We start from the raw sequence: 22632 nt of genomic DNA, 5'->3' as shown, positions 1-22632 counted from the left end.
GTTCTCTATTACGAAAGGACACTTGGAAACGTTCTCTGGATAAGAAAAACTAATCCGAACCGTTTTCTTTCGATTCGGATTTCTTTTGAGATCCATCCTCCGTCTGTTTGGGGGAGCCATCCTGCAGAGTTTGTCCTGTTTCACCCTGCTGCTTGATGTTGTCCGGGGTTGGCTGCGGTTTGGACCATTCACGATTCATCAGATACTCCTGATCTTCCTGTTTCTTCAACACTGCAATGGCCTGTCTGAGCTTTGCAGGCAATGGAAGACCGATTTTGGCATAATTTTCAGTAATCGAGATCAGTTCATTCACCAGGTAGAAATAAATAGCTCCACCCTTGATAATATCGGTTCCCATGAGCAGGTCAATTCGGTGGGCAAGCAAGACAACGGTCAGCATGAGCCCTTTGCGAGCAATCCCCCAGAATCCAATGTTGCTATTCAACCCGGTACCCGTTCTTACCGCCGCTGCCAAACCTGTGATATAATCCACAGCCATCGCGACCGCGAGCAGGCTCAGCAACTGATCCCATCCACCAAAAGCAAACGTAACAAACGCTCCCGAGATGGCAGCAAAGGTATTCACAGATAGATTCATGTTCCTCACCTCTCCCTTACACTTGAGTACCCTACAATATATGTAAGAGTAAGAGATTTGACAGGTCACATGTCATGCTGAACTTGCGGATTTATCATTTCAGATTTGTGCACATCCTTTTTTCAAGCCGATGAAGAAAAGAGGATGTTTTTGGGGAAATCAGGGAAATAAACCGCATCATATCAACAAAAATTAGATAAAAGTCCTTTGGACCTATAAATGAGTAATTAGAACTATATTATTTTTATTACTGTTCAATTTGTCCTCTCATTTTTAGTGAAACATTGTAATCTAGGAATATACTAGGATGTCAATTGCGCGTGGTCTAGTTCGTAGTTCCCTCTTTATCGTGAATTGACGCATTGACGCATTTGTAACCAGTAAACCCGGCACTTGAAAGTACCCCGTTGTTTATTGTAGTATTTGGTTAAAAAAAATCGGAGGAAATATGCCTAATCAACCAGAACAACATTCCATCCAGGCGTGGTCTCTGATCAACCGTAAATACTTGGGAAAAGGCGTCCGTGTTAAACGATTCCGAAAACCGACACGCTGTCAAATCCGCAACCGTGTTCTTCTTGCCGTACTGATGGCCAATGATATCAAGTTGTCCCAGCTCGCTGAAGACCTCTCCATCTCTTCACGCAGTGTCAGTGCGTGGGTGTATGAAGGACGGATACCCGGCAGTACCAATTTGGACAAGACATGCCAATTACTCGGCTACCCGCGCCACATTCTCTTTAATGAGGAAGTTGTCCGCAATAGCCCTGTCATATGTCAACCCGAGTCATCTCGCTTCATGAAGCGTACGGTGACCCGTTCTCCGGTTAGTAACCGTATTCTGACAGGCTTGTGTATGGTCCATGATTTGTCGGTGACAGATGTCAGCCACTGGATCGGGGTTCATCCCGGCACTTTCCGCAAATGGCTGCATCAGGGAACGCTGCCTTCTGCTGCGTTTCAGGAACAAGCGGAGCAATTTTTCCGCATCCCGAAAACTATTTTGTTCGCAGATGTCATCTTGAAAGATCGTCGCAACAGCTAAATGAGCGAACAGCCAAAGGGCTCTGATCTCCTCTTAGGAGGCCAGAGCCTTTTTAAAACGAAACCATATCCCCTTCTCTCCCGACCTTGAAGCAGTCTCCTGGCTCTTCCGTCAGTAATGTCAGGTAGATCCCCCTTCTTCGCCTTTTGCTTCCAAAGAGAGCCATCACAGCCCTCTACAAGCTAAGTTTATGCATTTCGTCATGACCGATCTCTCTAAAAGACCACCCTTACCTCGTATTTAACACTTCATTGATATATTTCAATCCGGTATATCGAGGACGAAGCGTATGCGCTGTGGTGAATGCATGCTCCACCATCTCAGGGGTTACACCCAGTTGTTCAGTAGATATAGGTCCGCCTACTTGCTCCAACCATGTGGTGAGCTGAGTAGACTCTGGCAAATGGTCATATATGCCAAACACCGGTTCAACCGATGACTGTGCGAGTTCTTTATATTTTACAGTAAGCAATGCACAAGCTACGCCAACTTTGGCACCATGCAGAACCGGTCTCTCTCCCGCTTGCATCAGGTCCATCTCCCAGATATGAGACAGGTGGTGTTCTCCTCCAGACGCCGGACGGGAATGGTCAATGATCAGCATGGAGATGCCGGATACAATTAACGCGTCCATTAATACAGCCACCCCTTCAGCTCGTCCCTCCGCAATAGCTTGTACATGATCTATACAGGTGTTCAGCGCTTCTTCTGTCATCCGATATGCGACCGGACAGAACGGTTCTCCGCCCAGTTCACGAGAAACGATCCAGTCTGCAAGGGAAGTATATTTACCAAGCATATCTCCGAATCCGGCAGCAGTCATCACTTGGGGGGCTTGCTCCAGAATATCCATATCGGCAAAGATAGCCTCAGGGGGTACAGCCTGAAATGTTTGTTTGACTCCGCTTACAATTAAGGGTGCACCTGCAGAGGTAAACCCATCTACAGAAGCCGCTGTCGGTATGGACAGAAATGGCTTGTTCATTTTGGAACAAACAAATCGCACCAGATCATGGATGGTACCAGAACCCACGGCGACGATTGCCTGACTTTCCAGGTTCACACCCAACATGACCTGTACAATAGCGGCTTCGTCAGCAACAATATCACCCGTACGATTCTCCGGTAGAGCGATCTCATCCACATGAATTCCCGCTTCCCGTATACTGCTCAGGACATCAGATCCAGCGGCCCGAAACGTATGTCGATCATAAACAACCGTCACCTGATGGTATCCTCGCTCAGACAAATAACCCGGTAACTTCTGAATGGCCCCAGCTTCCAGATGAATCAGCATATCCACAACTCGGTGTTGATGACCGCAAGCGCACTGCTGTGCTTCCTCATTCCACGCTGTAATTCGTTCGTTCATATTCATTCGCTCTTACCCTCCCATATGAGATATCATGCATAATTACCTGGTTAAAACCACAAAATGAAAAAAGGAAATATAATGTGATGATTTTCCTGATCACACTTTACTGCCTGTACCCAACATTTGCAAATCCATATCTCACATTTCCAAGTAGGTGAATCGATGAAATTTACCAAAGAATTAGGAATTTCGCTCGGATTTCTCGCCGGGACCACCTTTGGCAGTGGTATCGCTTTTCTGTTTCGTCTCCAGTCGTTTGAAGTTGTTGCCAGTGTTACGTTATTCGGTATTGCAGGAGCAATTGCCGGGATCATCATGGCAGTCATTCTGCGCCAGCGGCAGCATTAAAATGCCAGCAGCAACATGCCGGATTCACACTATTTATCCAAAAAATAAAGAAAGGTTCGTGAATTGCCCTAGAGCAACTCACGAACCTTTCTTTGGTTAGATGCGGTCGAGAGGACTCGAACCTCCACGGGGGGTTAGCCCACACGGACCTGAACCGTGCGCGTCTGCCAATTCCGCCACGACCGCATAATATGTATCTCCTCATCCATCGATGAAAAGCGTCCCGGTGAAGCAATACCTTGTTTTACCGTAATTCAGAGTATACATGGTTCAAAATTAAAATGCAACTTCTTTTTTTATTGCATTCACAAAAAGGACATATGTCCTTTTTTATCAAATTCAAACATCCTATCGTAGCATTAAGCAAATAAACCACCCATACAACTGAAAAAAATGAAGGAGCGATCCACTTTGAAAACTGCCAATCTTTGCTTTATCGGTGCCGGGTTTCATGCATCCACGAATATATATCCTTCTGTTGTTGAAGCCGGAGCGCAGATTCAGGCCATTGCCACTCACAGTACCGAACGCTCTGAAGCTGCTCTGCTGCGATTTGGCAGTAACGGAAAAGCGTATAACAACGCTCAGCTTATGTTACAGCAGGAAACCTGTGACGGAGTCGTTGTCGTCGCCCAGCCTGTAGATCAGACCACTCTTGTCCTTGAATGTATTCGGGCCGGCAAGCATGTATACGTGGATAAACCGCTCGGATGGAACGCAGCCGAAGCCGCCACTGTAGCAGAAGCTGGCGAACAGGCTGGCGTCGTTGTCATGGTCGGTTTCATGAAACGTTATGCCCCCGTATATATGAAGCTCAAGGAACTCATTGATGGTGGTTCGCTAGGTAAAGTGCGTTCATTCCAGATGAAGTTCGCTGTAGACAGTACCCCATTTTGCAAGGATGAGGAACAGTTCATGAAGCTAGCTGCCATTCATATGGTTGATCTGATGCGTTTCCTGTTCGGAGAAGCTGTACAGGTTACAGGCACAACCGTGAAGGATGGGGAACATATTAACCAGAGCATTTCCCTGGTATTTGAGAATAACGTCGTGGGCAGTGCGTATTTCACCGGTATGAATGCATGGTCACGAGAAAGCGAAAGTGTACTCGTGACCTTCGATAACGGATTTGCGTCTGCTGAAGAAATCAATACACTCACTGTTCATCAAACCCGAAGCTCAACCAGCCTTCCCTGGAAATCTCTTGAGGAGCAAGATAGCGTGTATACCCCTTCCGGATCTCCCATGTCTGGAGCTTATCGTGACCTTTATCTGCGGGGTTTCGTTGGCGAAATGGCTCATTTCATCGAATGCTGCCAAAATCAGGCCGTTCCACATTCCAGCGCCAAAGATAATATTGGAACGATGGCTCTATGCGACTTGATTCTATCGTCACTGGAGTAACGTAAATACGTTCATCATCCTATTATACATCCAGAGAAGAGGAATAATCATATGTTGGACACTGGCTTACTCATCATTCGTTTCGTGATTGGTTTCATTATGATCGGACATGCATGCAAAAAACTGTTTGGCTGGTTTGGTGCCGGGGCTTATTCTCTCGATGCCCTGCTATAAGTTAAAGTTTGATCATTCCGAACCTCGATGTTTCGCAAAACGAAACCGGGGCTCTTTTTTGACATCACCGCATCTACCTACCATAGGATTAGGGTTTATAATCTGAATAATAAGTGATATGCTCTTTCATGAACTATACGTACTCCCTGTGATATAACCACCCCAATGGATACCATAGACAATCACCGTAAAATGGAGGTGCACTTAAGATGAGAAAGGACGCAACCAGGGCGTGTCCCGCGCCATACGGCTGTTCCGTGGAAGTTACACTTAGTGTGATCGGAGGCAAATGGAAAGGCGCCATTTTGTATCATTTATTCTCTGGTCCTTTGAGATTTAACGAGATCCGCAAACTGTTTCCTGACATCACCCAGCGTATGCTCACGCTGCAGCTTCGAGAGTTGGAAGGTAGCGGAATTGTTCATCGTGAAATATACCCCCAGATCCCACCTAAAGTGGAGTATTCCCTCACCCCATTTGGCGAAACGCTGCGGCCGATCATCTTCAGCATGCGAGATTGGGGAGAAACGTATACGAATGAGGTTCTGGCCAGATCCTCACTTGAGGGTTAAAAGACAAAAGAAGCTGTCCCTTGTTCCTAGGGATCAGCTTCTTTGCTTATTTGATAACCGTCTGGATCGTAACTGTACGGTTACGTCCCTCTTCCTTCGCTTGATACAGTGCATTATCCGCCAAGTGAAACAATTCCGTTGCCGTTGTGGAATGCAATGGATACTCAGCGATTCCTGCCGATATGGTAATGGAACGATCTATAGGCAGTACACTTTCTTCAACCGAGATTCGGATACGTTCAGCAGTCTCAAAAGCCACGTTGGACTTCGAATTTCGTAACAGAATAACGAATTCCTCTCCACCAAACCGGGCGCAGACATCTTCTGGCCGAACCGACAATTGAATAATATTGGCAATGTGCTTCAGCACTTCGTCCCCTGCATGATGCCCGAATGTATCATTGATGGACTTGAAGCGGTCAATATCCAGTACAATAATGGAGAATGGAGCTTGCTCCTGAATCCATTCCTGAATCACTTCCTCGAAGGTTCTGCGATTGTTCATCCCGGTTAATACATCTGTTCTGGCATCATAGGCAAGCTGGTCCTTTTGTTTCCTAAAGTTCGCAATCGCGCCAACAACCGTTCGTGTGAGAAGGTCCGCCTCTCTGTTCCAGTGAGGCTTCATCACGGGTAGCTCCACTTGTCCCTTGTCGACCTGATTTACTAAATCGGCCAACAGAACAAAGGGACTTGCCAGCTTGCGTGCAACCCGAACCACAATAAGGGTCAGAATCAGGAAAGGCACTGAAGTGTACAGCAACAACATACGGATATGATGATTTAACTGATCGTACACCGTTTGGGTTGGAGACACGATTACAACCCCCCAGTCTGTTGATGGGACTTTGTAATAACCCGCAAGTGAATCCACACCTGCCAGGTTTTTGTATTGTTCTTTACCGTTTTCGTTTGCTAGCAGCTTTTGCACCACTTCATTTTCACTGACATTTTCACCAATTCGGTTGGTGTTTGGGTGAAATAACAAAGTGCCCTTCTTATCCACAATAAAAAAGTAGGAACCATTGCTTGTCTTGAGCTGACTGCCAAAAGAAAGACTCAATATATTATTTTCCTGCAAAAAGATATTTCCACCAATCGTTCCTTGGTACGTCCCTGCTGAATCAAAGATCGGTTCACTGATAAATACAATTCTGCGCTTCGTTCTCGTTGTCTGATACGCTTCGGAGATATACGAAGCCCTCAATTTAACCGCTTCTTTTGCAGCATTGGAACTAACATGGTGACCTACACTAGCCTGTGAGTAAGGTGAGGTAGACCTGACTACTCCCGCTGTATCTACCAAAGCAACGGAGTTAAAAAAATTACTGCTATTGCGAACCAAATCCAATGTAGAGTTCAATTCATTTATATTGGAGTGATCCATATCCGGGAAATATTTGGCTGCATATTTCAAGCTCTCCTGCATGGAATAAAAAAGCAAATCCAGGGTTTGACTCATTTGCACAGCGCTTGCATAGTTTAGCGACAGGGTGTTATCAATGAGTGATTGTTTCTGAGATGTATAAGATGAGATGACCATGATGGTCAATGTCATTAAAACTGAAATGGTGACCAACCCGCCAAGCAAGGCCGTAAGGCTAATCTTCTTGATATTTTTTACTTTTTTTCGTAATCTGGATATCCTGTTCGGTGCAATCATTTTATTACTTCCCCCGGATTTTCATGAAAAAACATATTCCCTCCATCTTATACGAAAGTTGTTAAGTTCAAATAAAGAGTTTGATAAATCTTAACAATTACATCGTAAGATTGACGATTTAATGACATTTTACTTTTCCTGGCAGAATTATTGTTCAGGATCAACCTGAATCGACAATGATATATCCTTCTTCTGGCTCCTGTTCAACAAACCCCGCCATGTGACGAAGCTGAAAATCAATCGGATGATGACTGCCCATCAAAATACGATTTTGGACCTCATCTGCAGTTTCTGCAGGCAATGCGAATGCACGTGTATAGGCAAACCGTCCCTGAAGTGTGGTATAGATCGCATTGACAAGCCGATCATTGCCCGCACGTCCGAACACATTAAGGATCACAGCTCCATCCGAGTCCAGCTTGTCCTTGACTATGGCAAAAAAATCACTGGATATAAACTGCTCAGGTGTCCCCGTTGCCGTAAACGCATCAATAATAATATAATCATATGTCCCAGCGGGTTCATGCCCTAATAATTCACGACCATCCCCAATGAGCACAGGGCTCCCATCATATCCAAAAAAGGTTCGGCTCAACTCCGCGACCTCTGCGTCCAGCTCAGCCACCTTTACCTGACGATCGGACAAGCAGGTTGGCAACGTGCCAATACCATGTCCCACCACAAACACTTTATCAAATGCAGGGTCATTTCGTTCCATTAGATGCACGATCGCTCGGGGATACTCCAACACCATCCGGGCAGGCTCATCCAGATCCATGGCTCCCTGCACAGCTGCGTTGGAGAATTCTAATACACGAAACCGTCCCTTTTCTCCATAAAGCCTTTTTGTATCATATACCGTCAGCTCATGCTGTTCACTTTTATTTCGATACAGAACTCTCACTAACCCTTCTCCCTTCGTACGCTTACACCTATTCGACATATATCTTCATTCTATTACACGGGATGACAACATACCACCCTATACTTGAATGATCATAGTAGAACAAAAAAACCGTTTCCGATCATACGGAAACGGCCTTTCTTATGAACCTTTCAACATTGTTAAGAACCTATGGCCTCATGCAGAGCCTGAACATATTCCACACCCAGATTGGAGAGAGAAGTACTCTTGTGACTTATCCAGCCTACATTAATGGATTCCTCACATTCGAGCGGAACAGGGATAATCTCGTTTCCGTTCAGATCGGCGCTAAGCACTCCCGTAGAGATGGTATAACCATTCAAACCAATCAACAGATTAAACAACGTTGCGCGGTCATTGACCTGGATGCTTTTCGGATGAGATAACGTACTCAGGATTTCTTCGGAAAAATGAAAGGAATTGTATTCTCCCTGGTCAAAAGACAGGTACGGATAATCCTGCAATTGCTCGATTGCAACTGATTCCTGCTTCGCCAGCGGATTCTTCACACTGATAAAAATATGAGGCTTGGCTGTGAACAGACTTGTGAAAATCAAGCCCGCATCTTTTAATAATTTGTTAATTACTTTGGCATTGAACTCGTTCAAATACAGGATGCCAATTTCACTACGCATGCTTTTCACGTCCTGAATAATCTCGTAGGTCTTCGTCTCCCGGAGGGCCAACTCGTATTCATCCTGACCATACTGCTGTACCAGACGAACAAAGGCATTCACTGCAAACGCATAATGCTGCGTCGATACGGAGAAATGCTGCGGCGATGGTTTGGCGTTCAGATACCGATTCTCCAGCAGTTCGGCTTGCTCCACCACCTGCCGTGCATAACTCAGGAACTCCACGCCTTCTTTGGACAGCGATATGCCCTTATTGGTACGTTCAAAGATGGTAATGCGCAGCTCCTGCTCCAGATCCCGAATAGCATTCGACAGACTGGGCTGAGAGATAAACAGCCGCTTGGCCGCTTCATTCATCGAGCCACGTGTGGCAACTTCAATCACATATTTTAATTGCTGTAAGGTCAAGGTTGAACTCCTCTTTTCGATATCATTGTACCTATTATATACCAAAAGAGGCTCAGACCTTAAGCCATACTCGCAGTAGGTCTCACTACCATCTCATTCACGTCCACCTCTGCCGGCTGGTTGATGGCGTATAGGATACTTTGCGCAATTGCCGAGGCAGGAATGGAGATGCTGCGATACTCTTTCATCAAATCCCTCGCTTCTTCATCGGAGATTGTATCCGCCAGTTCCGATTCGGTCACACCAGGAGAAACGAGTGTTACCCGGATATCTCCACCCACTTCCTGACGAAGACCTTCCGAAATTGCACGGACTGCATATTTCGTTGCACAGTACACCGCGGCTGTTGGTGATACAACATAGGCACCGATCGAGGCGATATTGATAAATTGGCCGAAACCCTGCTGTTTCATGATGGGAAGACCAGCAGCAATACCGTGAAGCACACCACGAATATTGACATCAATCATGCAGTTCCATTCGTCAATCTTTAGTGCTCCGAGAGGGGATAGGGGCATGACCCCTGCGTTATTTAAAACGACATCCAGGCGACCAAAGCGGGTAAGCGCCAAATCCACTATGGTTTGCATCTCTTCCAGCTGTGTAACATCAAGTGTATGATACTCGACCGATCCGCCTTCCGAGCGGATAGAGGAGGCCAGTGCCTCCAAACGTTCCACACGTCTTGCCCCAATGACAACATGCGCACCGTTCTGTGCGAGCAAACGTGCCGTTGCCTTCCCAATTCCGCTGCTTGCCCCGGTAATCACAACAACTTTCCCTTTTACATTGGACATATTAATCCACTCCTTCTCATTGGTTATTGGCATTCTCTCGATATAAAACCATGCCAGCATGATACAAAATATCTTCTCTAAAGTCTCCGTCTGCTGTAAAACCCGTATCATCCACGTATTCAATATGTTCTCCCTGTATGACGTAGCATCCCTTATACGCACTTTGTCGATTGCCCCTCGATTCGTCATATCGACCATTAGGGAGAAGTTCATGCCGGATGTACCCATCCTTCGTGACCCACATTCCTACATATGGTTGTTTTTGTTCTTCTTTACTTCCCATGTGATCAAGTCCCATCGCTCCAGCCTCCCTTCTATTATTCAAAAGTTCCTCTTGTTCATCTTCATTATGAAGGGGATTAGTGACTGCCCGATAGAAAAATCCAACAGCATTCTTGCCTATATCTCCAGGAAATTCTAAAATAATAGCAATAGCTTTTCACAGGAGGGCTGCACTTCATGCTTTTAAAAACAACGAAAATGGATCATGAAATTATAGAGCAACAGCAAAAGTTGGCTTCTCTAATCCGACGATTCACCCCTATTGATGGAATCCATGCGACGGCAATTCCTTCGCTTGCCTTAATCCGCGCCTCAGAGATCTCACAACCCATATTTTCTGTTCATCAGCCTGCCCTCTGTATTGTCGCCCAAGGGTCCAAATTGGTTATACTGGGACGGGAGAGCTATACCTACGACCTATCTCAATATTTAGTAGCTTCTGTAAACTTGCCCATCTCAGGGCAGGTTGTGCAAGCAACAAATGAAAATCCCTATCTATGCATGCGACTGGATTTTGATCCGGGGCAGATCTTCGATCTGATTCGTGATACACCTTGTGCACCACCCAAACCTGACAATTCAACAAGCCGTGGATTGTTTGTTAGTTCAACCAAGCTCCCACTACTTGAAGTCGTATTTCGATTGGTTGGATTGCTGGACACACCCAAGGACATTCCTGTCCTTGCTCCACTATTCATCCGCGAGATTCTATATCGCATTATTCAGGATGAACATGGACATTCTGTTATGCAGTTTGCGGTTCAAAATAGTCATGCACAGCACATCGCTGAAGTCATCGAAGTCATTCAATCCGAATACGCTAAACCACTTCGAATTGAACAACTTGCCGCAATGATCAACATGAGTTCCTCCTCCTTGCATCATCATTTCAAAGCCATCACTGCCATGAGTCCATTGCAATTCCAGAAACAGATCCGGCTGCAGGAAGCCCGGCGAATGCTGCTTTCAGGTTCAACCGATGCCGCCGATGCCGCGTTTCAAGTTGGCTATGAGAGCCCTTCCCAATTCAGTCGGGAGTATGCCCGGATGTACGGTCTCCCCCCAAAAAGCGATATCAAACGCCTTCGCCATACACTCGAAATTGAACACTAAAAAATAAAGACCCACGCCATTATGACGTGGGTTTTCGAATTCCAAATGGAGAGCATGACCATCAGGAGAATATATTCTTTTTTTCAAATACAGACATTTGGTTCTCACCGGTAATAGGGTATCCATCAGGAAACATACTTCGTTTATGCAACTTCTCGTCGATAAAATCAACCACCTGCTGTAACGAAGCAATCTGCGCTTCAACTTTCTTCCGATAATTCACCAGCATCTCCCGCTCCTCCGGGAAATCTGCCAGATCCGAATCCATGGACATCTGTAGATAAGGCTTCATTTCCCCCAGAGACATCCCTGTTTTTTTCAGGCAAGTGATCAACTTCATCGTGTGAATATCCTCCCGGCGGTATACCCGATGACGATTGACCTTGCGTTCAGCTCGGGGAAGAAGTCCAATTTTCTCATAATAACGAATTGTATCTTCCGATAACCCGGCCTGTTCTGATGTTTCTTTAACATGGAGGCGTGACCACATTCAGTCACGTCTTTTTGTCGTTTGTCCTTCATATTATCCAGGCCCTGATTCATAGGTGTAAACATAACGAAACAATATCGTGTGTGACATGCTACTGAATCTGGAGGGATCACTTAATGACCAAAGGACAGCAACCAAACGAAAAGCCATTTATCATCCCGCAACCCATTCGCAGTGATGGCGCCGGAGGACCTGATCTGGGACCCAGAGACGTTATGAGAGATAGACAGAACCCCGATATGCTGGTACCTCCCGCAACCGATAACGGCTTATTGCCTAATCTGAGAATGTCTTTTTCCGATACCCATATGCAATTGAACCACGGCGGGTGGTCTCGTGAAATCACCGTACGTGATCTCCCTGTTGCCACTACATTGGCTGGTGTGAACATGAGTCTGACACCCGGAGGTATACGGGAACTGCACTGGCACCAGCAATCCGAATGGGCCTATATGATCTGGGGAACCGCAAGAATCACTTCGGTAGATCAGAACGGACGTAATTTCATTGCGGATGTCGGACCGGGAGATCTCTGGTTTTTTCCCAAGGGTCTGCCCCATTCCATTCAGGGACTGGAGGATGGTTGTGAATTTCTGCTCGTGTTTGATGATGGCTCCTTCTCCGATCTGAATACGTTATCCATATCCGATTGGTTTGCCCATACACCACCAGAGGTATTGTCTGTCAATTTCGGTGTGCCCGAATCTGCATTTCTATCAATGCCGAAGGAACAAGTTTACATTTTCCAAGATACCGTTCCGGGTTCCATCGAAAGCCAGGAAGTTCAGTCGCCATACGGCACCGTTCCTCTTACATTCAAACACCGATTGCTGGCCCAGGAACCGCTAATTACACCCGGCGGAAGCGTCCGGATTGTAGACTCCACCAACTTCCCCATCTCGACTACTGTTGCAGCCGCACTTGTTGAGATCCGACCTGGTGCTATGCGTGAACTGCACTGGCATCCCAATGCAGATGAATGGCAATACTATCTGACAGGACAAGGAAGAATGACCGTCTTCGGAGGCAATGGCATTGCTCGCACATTTGATTATCGGGCTGGAGATGTGGGATATGTACCCGTGGCATTGGGACACTATATACAGAATACCGGTACGGATACATTATGGTTCCTGGAGATATTCCGGAGTGATCGCTTTGAGGATGTGTCATTGAATCAGTGGATGGCTTTAACGCCTCGGGATCTAGTCCGTGATAATCTGAATGCACCCCCTGAGCTGTTAGATGCCTTGCGTAAAGTAAAATGGCCTGTCGTTTAATTTAGTATGCACCTATATCATATGCACTGAAATGGGGTAATTGTAATATAATCCCACTATACAAGGAGGAATATGAAGATGAGAGCCGTTACGTTCCAGGGAATCAAGGATATTCAAGTCAAAGAGGTTGAGGATCCCAAACTGCAACAGAAGGATGACATTATCGTTCGTATTACTTCCACAGCCATATGCGGATCTGATTTGCACATTTATCAGGGAGCCTTGCCTGCTGCCAAAGATTACGTTATCGGCCATGAACCGATGGGCATTGTAGAAGAAGTTGGTCCGGAAGTGACACGTGTGAAGAAGGGGGACCGTGTGGTCCTGCCTTTTAATATCGCTTGTGGCGAATGCTTCTATTGCAATCATGACATGGAGAGCCAATGCGATAATTCCAATGGCAACCCGGATATTCATACAGGTGGTTATTTTGGATTCACCGAACGCTACGGAAGCCACCCCGGAGGTCAGGCAGAATTATTACGTGTCCCCTACGGGAACTTCACCCCGTTTGTGATTCCGGAATCCTGCGAATTGGAAGATGAAGCTTTATTGTTCCTGTCCGATGTTCTCCCAACCGCTTACTGGAGTGTCGAGAATGCAGGAGTCAAATCGGGAGATACAGTTACTGTACTCGGTAGTGGACCCATTGGGCTGATGACGCAGAAGTTCGCCTGGATGAAAGGTGCCAAACGGGTTATTGCTGTGGATCGACTACCCTATCGACTGGAGAAAGCCAAACGCTTGAATGATGCAGAGATCTATAATTTTGAAGATTACGACGATATGGGCGAGCACATTCGTGAGAATACACAAGGCGGGACCGACGTTGTGATCGACTGTGTGGGTATGGATGGCAAAAAGAACATGCTGGAAGAAATCGGGCAGAAGCTAAAACTTCATGGCGGCTCCCTAAGCGCGATCGAAATTGGCATGAAAGCTATCCGCAAATTCGGTACCCTTCAATTGACCGGTGTGTATGGTTCAGCCTACAATATGTTTCCGTTAGGGAATCTGTTTGAACGCAACATTAATCTCAAAATGGGACAAGCTCCTGTTATACATTACATGCCTGAGTTGTTCCGCAAGATCACTGCTGGTGAATTTGATCCAACCGAGATCATCTCCCATCGAATTTCGCTGGAGAATGCAAGCGATGCGTACCGCATTTTCAACGATCATGAAGACGAATGCACCAAAGTTATACTCAAACCCTGAGCCGACATCTCGGTTATAAATATGCAAAATAAAACAAGCAGATATACCTATCCAAGGTACGTCTGCCTGTTTTATTTTCATCCAAAAGTCGGCTTAATGGCTTGAATATACACACTTTCTCCTTGGAAGCTGATGAGGTTACCTTGCCCCGTCTCTTCAAAGTTAAAAAAAGTTCTGATGATGGATGGTGCACTCAACATACTCGCTTCAAGTTCCCTTCTCTCTTGACTCGGCAGTGCTGCACGGTTACACCATTCTTCAAACTTAAAGCGTTTCTGGAAGGAAACCATTGTTTCCATTCGGAATCCGGCATACTCCAGCATGTGAATCCATTCCGTCTTGCGCCATGCCCGAACATGGCTTGCATCTCTGTACTTCTCCACTTCATTGTAAAACTGGTCATTCTCATCGCGTTCAGGAGCCACGTTGTCAATCAATAACAACCTTCCACCAGGCTTCAAGACGCGTAGTGCCTCAGAGACAAAGGAAGAAACGTTTGGAAAATGGTGTGCAGCGATTCGGCAGGTGACAAGGTCAAAGAAATCATCGTCGAAAGGCAGCTTCTCTGCATCCCCGGTTACAAAATCTACATTACGATACCTATTTCCCCGAATAAACCGTTCCGCTACCTGGAGCATTAGCTACATGCCCTCCCCCAGTGGCGATATCCAGCACCTTCATATCCGGAGTGGCTTGAGATGAAGCTACGAGCAGCGCGAGATCCTCACCTTTGGCATGTCCAGCACTCGTCACGTATTTCTCCGCATTTTTTTTGCAAACTGCTTCTGGTGAATATAAAAGCTAAATAAGCATTTTACCCAAATTCAGAGGTACCTCCCCCATCACCCGACAAAAAAAAGTCGAAATAAAAGCATCCCCCAAGTGAATTCCACTCAGGGGATGCTTCTTATATTTTAATCATCATAACAGATGATTTGTTAACCTCTAGCGCTAATCCTTGTCGTTACTTCACGAGCGTTGGTGACTTCTTCCACAGTCCCAGGATCAGACCGGAGATTACAGAACCAATTGCAACAGCGAGCAGGAATAACAGTGCGTGGTTCGCCAGTGCTGCAACGAAGATCCCGCCATGCGGAGCAGGTACATTAATGCTCCACAGTTGTGTCAGTCCGCCGGCAACAGCGGAACCCAGAATACAAGAAGTCAATACACGTAATGGATCAGCCGCAGCAAATGGAATTGCACCTTCTGTGATGAAAGAGAATCCAAGTACATAGTTCGTCAGGCCAGACTTGCGTTCTTGCTCCGTGAATTTGGATTTGAAGAACGTGGTTGCAAGTGCAATGGCCAGAGGAGGTACCATACCGCCTGCCATAACCGCCGCCATCCATGCACCGTCTGTGTTACCACTGGATGTGAATACGCCAATGGCGAACGTGTAAGCCGCTTTGTTGAAGGGTCCCCCCATATCGATGGACATCATGCCACCAAGCAGCAAGCCCAGCAATACTGCATTACCTGTACCCAGATTACCAAGTGCGTCTACAAGCCAAGTGTTCAGGGAACCAAAGATTGGATCAAAGACATAGAAACTGATTGTACCCACGATCAGCAAGCCGAATACTGGGTACAGCAAGATTGGTTTCAAGCCATCAATCGCTTTTGGCAAACCTTTGAACAACTTACGGAGTCCAATGACCACATAACCCGCCAGGAAACCGGCAGCCAAACCGCCAAGGAAACCAGCGTTCGAGTTAACTGCCATCAATCCACCGACCATACCAGGCATCAGGGCCGGGCGATCACCAATACTCATCGCGATAAATCCGGCAAGTACCGGAATCAGGAAGTGGAAAGCACCTGTTCCGCCACCGATGGTTTGAAGCAGCTGCACAATCGGATTATCAGGGCTGGCAATCTGCTCGAACAGGAAGGAAATTGCAAGCAGGATACCACCACCAACAACGAATGGCAACATATGCGAGATTCCGTTCATCAGATCTTTATAGATTTTGCTACCTACGCTGATCTTGCCATCGCTCGCTCCCTCTTCCTTGGCATTTCCGCCCTGACTGCGATAGATGGGTGCTTCACCGTTAACGGCCTTGCGAATCAGCTCTTCGGATTTTCGGATTCCATCGCTCACCGGTCTTTGCAATACCGGTTTACCATCGAAACGTGCCATCTCCACATTTTTATCTGCGGCAACGATAACCCCTTTGGCGCGGGCAATCTCGTCAGCAGTGAGAACATTCTGTGCTCCTTCAGAGCCATTCGTCTCTACGCGAATATTAATGCCCATTTCCTGAGCTTTCTTTTTAAGTGCATCTTCAGCCATGAACGTATGCGCTATCCCTGTTGGACAGGCTGTAACGGCAACAACAAAATCCTCCGAATTCGCATTACCTACAATCACACCAGAGGTATTTTGTTGCTGATTGCTAGTGGAGCCTGATGTGACATTCGCTGCTTTTTCAGCTTTTGCTTTTTCTTTGGCTGCTTCCTTCTCAGCTACTTCTGCCTGTTTGGCATCAAACAATGCACTAACTTCTGCAGGTGTATCTGTACTCATCAATTGTGAGATGAAATCGCTATCAATCAACAACCTGGAAAGAGCTGCAAGCGTACGCAGATGGGTATTACCTCCGCCTTCTGGAGCCGCAATCATGAAGAACACATGAGCTGGCTGATCATCCAGCGCTTTAAAATCAAGCCCTTTTCTACTCTTCGCAAATACAACCGTTGGTTCATTCACCGCTTTGGTTTTGGCATGTGGCATCGCAATTCCGCCACCGATACCCGTGCTGGATTCAGCTTCTCTTTTATAGATCATTTCCTTGAACAGAGCAGGATCATTAATACGTCCGCTTCGGTTCAGGCTTGCAATCAATTCATCAATAGCCTCATCTTTGGTTGTAGCTTGCAGGTCCATGATCATCGTTTCCTGGATCATCAGGTCTGTTATTCTCATCTTGGTACACTCCCTTAAGTTAGTCGGCCTGCCTATGCAGGCCTCACTACATTACACTTCAATACAGCTGCAATTTGGCTATGTGCCCGTTAGACTAAATCGTCGTAATGGTTACTTGATTGCGTAGTTCATCAATCCGTTCGCGTGTTGCAATGTCATCGGAGAACGCAGTCGCGCTTCCAGATGCAACCCCTGTCCGGAAGGCTTCCAACAAATCCCCGTTAAGTACATAGGTACCTACGAATCCGCCAATCATGGAGTCTCCGGCACCAACCGAGTTTCTCACAGTACCTTTTGGCACACTCGCATGATGAACTTCCGCTTTGGTAATGAATAGTGCTCCCTCGCCTGCCATGGAGATCAACACATGTTTGGCACCGGCTTCAAGCAACTTACGCCCGTATAACACCAGTTCCTCGCGAGTCTCAATGGTTACACCGAACAGTTCAGCCAGTTCATGATGATTCGGCTTCACCAGCAATGGTTCATGTACAAGTGCTTCCATTAGCGCAGGTCCAGTTGTATCAATTACGAATTCGGCACCCGTTTGCTTGCATACTTTAATGAGACGATCATAGAAATCCGATCCGAGTGAAGGTGGCACGCTTCCGGACAGGATGACAATATCTCCTTTTTGCAATGAAGACAATTTGTGAAGCAACTGTTCTGCCTCTTCTGCACTTATTGCAGGTCCAAGACCATTAATCTCTGTCTCTTCTCCATGCTTCAGCTTGATGTTAATGCGAGTATCGTCTGCAATCGTAACAAAGTCTGTCCGGATGTTATCTTCTTGTAACTTGTCATTAATGAACCGTCCTGTGAATCCGCCAAGGAAACCAATGGCTGTATTGTCTGCTCCAAGTTGATTCAGTATGCGAGAGACATTAATGCCTTTGCCGCCCGGGAGCTTCAAATCCCGATTCATTCGATTCAATCCGCCAAGCTTCAGCTCATCCACTTCCACGATGTAATCAATGGACGGGTTTAGTGTTATCGTATATATCATCGTTATCCCTCAATTATTTTAGTTTTCTGGGCGATTCCAGGCCGCCAGTGTTCTGGCATCTGCTCGGTAATCAAATCGGCCTCCTCCAAATCAAACAATTTGGCAAAAGTAATTTCCCCTATTTTGCTGGAATCAGCCAGCACATAAGATTTTCCCGACAATTGATGTGCACGCCTTTTAATCAAGGCTTCCTCCGGATCCGGTGTTGTATACCCCATTTCGGGATCAACTCCGTTGCTTCCAAGAAAACATTTATCAAAACGGAAATTATCCATGTTCTGTAATGCGATACTGCCAATGACTGCTTTAGTATGAATTTTCATCATACCTCCTAGCAAATAACTGCGAATACGCTTGCTTACCAATGCTTCAACATGTGAGAGTCCGTTGGTAACAACCGTTACGTCCTTGGCTTCAATAAAGGGAATCATGGCTAACGTTGTTGTACCCGCATCCAGATAGATGCATTCGCCATTTTCGATCTCCTGCGCAGCCAAACGAGCAATCGTCGTTTTTTGTTGAATGTTTTTGAACGTTTTTTCTTCCATGCCCGGTTCCAGCGTTTTTTCATTCACCAGCGCAGCACCGCCGTGAATGCGTTTGAGCATCTGACGACTCTCCAGATCAATCAAATCGCGTCTAATTGTTGATTCAGAGGCACCTAGCACATCAACAAGCTCTTGTAATTTCACAATTCCCTGTAAATGTAAGCGCTCTATAATTGCGGCATATCGTTCTTCAGTCAGCATCTTCATTCCTCCAACTGCTTCTATAGTATCATAAATCCCTCAAAAAACAACCATTTTCATTCAAAATAATCTAAAAACCTTCAAAAACCGCATCTTTCGACTTACGTAACTCATATTCTTCCGCTCACCAATGTTCATTGAGATGTCCTCCCGCGCGCTTCGTAACCATTAAAAATCCTGCAGCATCCGGTTCTTCAAGCGCGGCGTTGCAGGATTTTACTATTCATAGGATTTTCATGCGCGTTTATGACTCTACAACCATTGCATCCGGTTTGGGTTTAAGCCATTTGCCCTCTTCATTAATAAAAGCACCCTTGAAGCGGCCCATCTCCAATTGTTCTATCAACCGCTCCTCATCCATGACCAGAATCTCAGCCAATTGTCCCGAGGTGTAATAATCAGCGGGATTGTAATCGAGCAGCACAGGAACAGACGTATCATATAGTTCTTTGATCAGATTCTCAAAGGAATGCCGACCCAGGTTCTCCATGTCTCTATAAAACTGCAAATGTTGGGACACCATATTACGGAAAGATTTATTCTCCAGATGCATCCACAACGTATTGCAGGCCTGAACACTCATATGATTTTGTTCCACATCGTAAAATTGAACTTCTTCAATCTTCATGTATTTCTCTTGAAATGCAACGATCTTAATCAAAGGTACATTTCGTTTACGCGACGCTTTCTTCAAATGGGCTCTAAATTGTTCATAGTTCATTTCATTCATCTATTATCCCTGCCTTTAACATGTTCCAACCGACATTTTACAACAAATTAAAGGCAAGTGTAACCTTCATCCTGTGAAAAACACAAAAACGTGCAGCATCAGATGCCACACGCTCACTATTTTATGGAGTGCATATACTCAGCCAAGGGCACCACTTTTCACCCATGTAGCCGTAAATTCCTCTTCTTCATACGCATAGAATTGTTGCAGAATAACCTCACGATCATCGAGGAACAACTGATCCGCTATGGCAGAGACCAGTTTGGGCACCGCGCTCTTGGTCCCGGATATTGCCGATGCCGACAGACCACAGCTGGCAAGCGCAGAGTAATTAAATACAAACAGTCCATGCAACTGCTTCTCACCCTGTTCACTCCTGCTAGTCATTGCAAACCCGGAACTCAGGAATGGATGTGCATCCAGCAATGCATTGCGATGCTCTGGCGGAGCCTGATAACAGTCCTCCCAACGGGCGATGAATGGCTCCACAAGCTTCAGTTCAGGACGGAGAGCCGGATCACTGAGCAGACCCGTGCTAATAATCAGAAAATCAAACGTAAATGTTCCCTGTGCGGTATGCACAATCGCTCCCTGATCGGATGCTTCTACACTCAGCCATGGAGAGTTCAAATGCAGCTCGAAACCAGGCCAGGCTGCCGCACGATTAAACGTATCATTGGTTGGTGGTTGATTGAATTTGAAGAAATGAGAGATCACTTCATATTTATCAGCAACCGGAAGAGCGTGGTAACGCTCGATCATACCGGATTGTTCCATCTGACGAATGGGATTAACACTAGGCAGCTGTTCCCGCCGTACAAAAACATGAGCTTCCGCCACACCTGTGGCAAGGGCATAGCTCGCATTGTCAAAAGCAGAAGCACCACCACCAAGCACAGCAATTCTTTTACCTTTTAACCGATCAAAATCAATCGCTTCAGACGTATGGGCATACAACTCCCGAGGTAATCTGTCAGCAATCATGGAAGGTACATGCCACTCGCCGCCACCTTGTATTCCCGTAGCAAGGACGACTTTACGAGCAAGTAGGGCATCCTTCTGAGTTCCTGCCTTGTTCACATGAAGTCGATATATTCCGTTCTCCATTGGCTCAATAAGCGTCAATTCTATCTCATTAAGCACAGGTAGATTCAACACCTCCCGATACCAGCGCAAATAATTCATCCAGTCTCCACGCGGGATCTTGTCTACCTCTTCCCAACCTTCGGGCCCCACCTGTGCTTCCCACCATGAGCGAAAGGTTAACGAAGGAACACCCAGATCGATAGAAGTCAGATGCTTGGGGGTACGCAAAGTTACCATACGCGCATAAGTCTCCCAAGGCCCTTCAAGGCCTGAGGTATTCTCGTCAATAACGAGAATATTGGAGATTCGTTCACGAAGAAGTCCAAATGCCGCCCCTAATCCACTCTGACCTCCACCCACAATGACAACATCATAGACATGACCATCCGCATGTTCTCTTGGGCGTACCCAGTTCGAGCCACCAAATGACAAATAAGCTAGATCTTTCTTCACACGTTCATTCAAATCTTGCAGGCTCATGATTCATCAACCCTTTCAAGGACACATATGAACTTTTTTTAGATTATTCGATGTTAGTTTTTTGTTAGTTATATGAAGAAAAATCGGTTTCTCACTTGTAATCATGAAATATATTAGCGTTATTATATGAGTTATCGGGGATGATTTGAAGTTCGCGGTAGCTTTATTGTCATCAAAACTAAAAATATCTAACATGCTTGTTAATTCACACGAAATCCTAACTGGATAGTACCCTCTTCTTTTGATGTGCTTCCTTCTAAATGGATGCTTTACAGAAAAATATAAAAAGACAGACCACGATGTAACCTTGGTCTGTCTTTTTAATGGAATGCTATTGGCCGGCCTGTTCACGGCGCTGCAATTTTTCATTGGTTAATTTCTCAGGGGTCACATCATGACCCAGCGGGTCCACAACGGATACTGCCAGCATGGTTGTCAGTACCTGACCTCGAATAGCCTGCAAATATTGTTTTCTAAGCTCATGCTGCTCGCTCTGTTCTGCTTTCGTCAAACCGACGCTGCTGCGTTGTTTTCGACTTAATTCGTTAATGCGTCCCAAAATAGGAATCATGAAATCCACCTCACTTGTTAGTCCAATTTCTGAAAGATATTTCGAATATCTTCAAACTAACTTATTACAACTTTACGAATTTGTCCATAGGCACAATCCGTTAAGAAGTATTTTTAGGTAATCTCATGCACAGACCACACAATGCCATTCGTAGCACCACTGCCCAGATTCAACGTAATCATCAGCCCGTTTGCAGCATAGAACAGTCCAATCACATCTCCCGCATTCAGTGCGACTTCCACTGCCAAAGTGACTGAACCGCTTCCCAGCACTGCCCGCAGTGTAAGTAGCGTAATCGCGACGTTTAGGACGGGCAACAAACCACTGACAAGCGTCGTTACCGTAGGTGATGTTCTCTGTACAAGAAAGGCTGGGTTAACTCCAGCACCCAGGGATAGAGCAATCGCTGAAGTCGTTGCATAATTGATCGTGGCCACAATCGAATATCTTCCTGTTACCGGGACGGTATAATTTCCTGTTGTTGCATTGAAGTTGGCATTACCGTAATAGGGAGCCGCGGTCGTCCAGTTGGTTAACTGTGTGCTTGTTGTTGTAGAAAGTGTAGCCAGGAAGGCCGAGAACCCTTGTAATGCAAAGTTGGGCCCGGTTGGCCCAGTAGCACCCGTTGGACTCATAGCCCCGGTGAAACCAGTGGCTCCCGTCTCCCCCGTAGTACCAGTTAGTCCAGTCGCTCTCAAAGTAATTGATTGATCACTAACCAAGTGACATTCATAGGCTTAATAATAAAGGT

The 22632-nt window shown here is 46.1% G+C and carries 24 protein-coding genes, 1 tRNA gene and 1 pseudogene; 8 read left to right on the top strand and 18 right to left on the bottom strand.

Going from position 1 to position 22632, the window contains the following annotated elements; all coding sequences use genetic code 11:
• Window positions 1-214: 214 nt before the first annotated feature.
• Window positions 215-598, bottom strand: a pseudogene (locus AC1S8V_RS10120) (phage holin family protein); the annotation flags it as partial.
• Window positions 599-1046: 448 nt separating this feature from the next.
• Here AC1S8V_RS10120 and AC1S8V_RS10115 point away from each other — a divergent pair.
• Window positions 1047-1643: an XRE family transcriptional regulator gene (locus tag AC1S8V_RS10115; protein WP_482073500.1), complete on the top strand. Its 597-nt coding sequence runs from the start codon at window positions 1047-1049 to the stop codon at window positions 1641-1643.
• A gap of 229 nt (window positions 1644-1872) precedes the next feature.
• On the opposite strand, the gene AC1S8V_RS10110 is transcribed toward AC1S8V_RS10115, so the two are convergent.
• Entirely contained in the window at window positions 1873-3021 is a 1149-nt protein-coding gene (locus AC1S8V_RS10110) for a sn-glycerol-1-phosphate dehydrogenase (RefSeq protein ID WP_482073499.1), read from the bottom strand.
• Window positions 3022-3180: 159 nt separating this feature from the next.
• Here AC1S8V_RS10110 and AC1S8V_RS10105 point away from each other — a divergent pair, with 159 nt between their 5' ends.
• A complete protein-coding gene (locus tag AC1S8V_RS10105; protein ID WP_482073498.1) occupies window positions 3181-3366 on the top strand; it encodes a hypothetical protein in 186 nt (61 codons plus the stop codon).
• 101 nt (window positions 3367-3467) lie between these two features.
• On the opposite strand, the gene AC1S8V_RS10100 is transcribed toward AC1S8V_RS10105, so the two are convergent.
• Window positions 3468-3552: transfer RNA gene (locus AC1S8V_RS10100), tRNA-Leu, on the bottom strand.
• Between the two features lie 225 nt (window positions 3553-3777).
• On the opposite strand from AC1S8V_RS10100, the gene AC1S8V_RS10095 reads away from it, so the two are divergent.
• From AC1S8V_RS10095 to AC1S8V_RS10085, 3 genes are all read left to right on the top strand, one after another.
• Complete coding sequence (locus AC1S8V_RS10095) at window positions 3778-4770, top strand: Gfo/Idh/MocA family protein (RefSeq protein WP_482073497.1); 993 nt, start codon at window positions 3778-3780, stop codon at window positions 4768-4770.
• Window positions 4771-4821: 51 nt separating this feature from the next.
• Window positions 4822-4944 (top strand): hypothetical protein, encoded by a 123-nt coding sequence (locus tag AC1S8V_RS10090; RefSeq protein ID WP_482073496.1) that lies wholly within the window; start codon window positions 4822-4824, stop codon window positions 4942-4944.
• A 209-nt stretch (window positions 4945-5153) separates the two neighbouring features.
• On the top strand, window positions 5154-5516 hold the full coding sequence (locus tag AC1S8V_RS10085; protein WP_482073495.1) for a winged helix-turn-helix transcriptional regulator: 363 nt from the start codon (window positions 5154-5156) through the stop codon (window positions 5514-5516).
• A 46-nt stretch (window positions 5517-5562) separates the two neighbouring features.
• Here AC1S8V_RS10085 and AC1S8V_RS10080 read toward each other — a convergent pair whose 3' ends face one another.
• The 5 genes from AC1S8V_RS10080 to AC1S8V_RS10060 form a co-directional block, all read right to left on the bottom strand.
• The gene (locus AC1S8V_RS10080) at window positions 5563-7179 is read right to left on the bottom strand and encodes a sensor domain-containing diguanylate cyclase (RefSeq protein WP_482073494.1); all 1617 of its coding nucleotides are present in this window, start codon (window positions 7177-7179) and stop codon (window positions 5563-5565) included.
• Window positions 7180-7339: 160 nt separating this feature from the next.
• A complete protein-coding gene (locus tag AC1S8V_RS10075; protein ID WP_482073493.1) occupies window positions 7340-8083 on the bottom strand; it encodes a spermidine synthase in 744 nt (247 codons plus the stop codon).
• Window positions 8084-8244: 161 nt separating this feature from the next.
• Complete coding sequence (locus AC1S8V_RS10070) at window positions 8245-9147, bottom strand: LysR family transcriptional regulator (RefSeq protein ID WP_482073492.1); 903 nt, start codon at window positions 9145-9147, stop codon at window positions 8245-8247.
• A gap of 59 nt (window positions 9148-9206) precedes the next feature.
• On the bottom strand, window positions 9207-9944 hold the full coding sequence (locus AC1S8V_RS10065) for an SDR family oxidoreductase (RefSeq protein WP_482073491.1): 738 nt from the start codon (window positions 9942-9944) through the stop codon (window positions 9207-9209).
• A 16-nt stretch (window positions 9945-9960) separates the two neighbouring features.
• Window positions 9961-10242 (bottom strand): Atu4866 domain-containing protein, encoded by a 282-nt coding sequence (locus AC1S8V_RS10060; protein WP_482073490.1) that lies wholly within the window; start codon window positions 10240-10242, stop codon window positions 9961-9963.
• A gap of 161 nt (window positions 10243-10403) precedes the next feature.
• Here AC1S8V_RS10060 and AC1S8V_RS10055 point away from each other — a divergent pair, with 161 nt between their 5' ends.
• Window positions 10404-11339 (top strand): AraC family transcriptional regulator, encoded by a 936-nt coding sequence (locus AC1S8V_RS10055; RefSeq protein ID WP_482073489.1) that lies wholly within the window; start codon window positions 10404-10406, stop codon window positions 11337-11339.
• Window positions 11340-11400: 61 nt separating this feature from the next.
• Here the strand turns inward: AC1S8V_RS10055 and AC1S8V_RS10050 are convergent, their stop codons facing one another.
• On the bottom strand, window positions 11401-11829 hold the full coding sequence (locus AC1S8V_RS10050) for a MerR family transcriptional regulator (protein WP_482073488.1): 429 nt from the start codon (window positions 11827-11829) through the stop codon (window positions 11401-11403).
• Window positions 11830-11945: 116 nt separating this feature from the next.
• Here AC1S8V_RS10050 and AC1S8V_RS10045 point away from each other — a divergent pair, with 116 nt between their 5' ends.
• Window positions 11946-13109 carry an oxalate decarboxylase family bicupin gene (locus AC1S8V_RS10045; protein ID WP_482073487.1) on the top strand — a complete coding sequence of 388 codons (1164 nt, stop codon included), beginning with the start codon at window positions 11946-11948 and terminating at the stop codon, window positions 13107-13109.
• 78 nt (window positions 13110-13187) lie between these two features.
• Window positions 13188-14327 carry a zinc-dependent alcohol dehydrogenase gene (locus tag AC1S8V_RS10040; protein ID WP_482073486.1) on the top strand — a complete coding sequence of 380 codons (1140 nt, stop codon included), beginning with the start codon at window positions 13188-13190 and terminating at the stop codon, window positions 14325-14327.
• Window positions 14328-14404: 77 nt separating this feature from the next.
• On the opposite strand, the gene AC1S8V_RS10035 is transcribed toward AC1S8V_RS10040, so the two are convergent.
• The 9 genes from AC1S8V_RS10035 to AC1S8V_RS09995 all read right to left on the bottom strand — a co-directional run bounded on the left by AC1S8V_RS10035 (window position 14405) and on the right by AC1S8V_RS09995 (window position 22516).
• Window positions 14405-14965, bottom strand: coding sequence for a class I SAM-dependent methyltransferase (locus tag AC1S8V_RS10035; protein WP_482073485.1), 561 nt, complete (start codon window positions 14963-14965; stop codon window positions 14405-14407).
• The gene (locus AC1S8V_RS10030; protein WP_482073484.1) at window positions 14928-15080 is read right to left on the bottom strand and encodes a hypothetical protein; all 153 of its coding nucleotides are present in this window, start codon (window positions 15078-15080) and stop codon (window positions 14928-14930) included. The genes AC1S8V_RS10035 and AC1S8V_RS10030 overlap by 38 nt, the downstream gene beginning before the upstream one ends.
• A gap of 211 nt (window positions 15081-15291) precedes the next feature.
• Window positions 15292-17259, bottom strand: coding sequence for a PTS fructose transporter subunit IIABC (locus AC1S8V_RS10025; protein ID WP_482073483.1), 1968 nt, complete (start codon window positions 17257-17259; stop codon window positions 15292-15294).
• 94 nt (window positions 17260-17353) lie between these two features.
• On the bottom strand, window positions 17354-18265 hold the full coding sequence (pfkB, locus tag AC1S8V_RS10020) for a 1-phosphofructokinase (RefSeq protein ID WP_482073482.1): 912 nt from the start codon (window positions 18263-18265) through the stop codon (window positions 17354-17356).
• A 2-nt stretch (window positions 18266-18267) separates the two neighbouring features.
• The gene (locus AC1S8V_RS10015) at window positions 18268-19014 is read right to left on the bottom strand and encodes a DeoR/GlpR family DNA-binding transcription regulator (RefSeq protein ID WP_017689448.1); all 747 of its coding nucleotides are present in this window, start codon (window positions 19012-19014) and stop codon (window positions 18268-18270) included.
• Between the two features lie 244 nt (window positions 19015-19258).
• Window positions 19259-19744, bottom strand: a complete 486-nt coding sequence (locus tag AC1S8V_RS10010) for a hypothetical protein (RefSeq protein WP_449003928.1) — start codon at window positions 19742-19744, stop codon at window positions 19259-19261.
• A gap of 138 nt (window positions 19745-19882) precedes the next feature.
• Window positions 19883-21310: an NAD(P)-binding domain-containing protein gene (locus tag AC1S8V_RS10005; RefSeq protein ID WP_482073481.1), complete on the bottom strand. Its 1428-nt coding sequence runs from the start codon at window positions 21308-21310 to the stop codon at window positions 19883-19885.
• Window positions 21311-21641: 331 nt separating this feature from the next.
• Window positions 21642-21881, bottom strand: coding sequence for a DUF896 domain-containing protein (locus AC1S8V_RS10000; protein WP_036670038.1), 240 nt, complete (start codon window positions 21879-21881; stop codon window positions 21642-21644).
• Window positions 21882-21994: 113 nt separating this feature from the next.
• The gene (locus AC1S8V_RS09995; RefSeq protein WP_482073480.1) at window positions 21995-22516 is read right to left on the bottom strand and encodes a hypothetical protein; all 522 of its coding nucleotides are present in this window, start codon (window positions 22514-22516) and stop codon (window positions 21995-21997) included.
• Between the last annotated feature and the right edge of the window lie 116 nt (window positions 22517-22632).

The sequence above is a fragment of the Paenibacillus sp. B46(2026) genome, assembly GCF_056786355.1.
The sequence above is the reverse complement of the archived record's forward strand: the minus strand, read 5'-3'. Positions and strand labels throughout refer to the sequence as shown.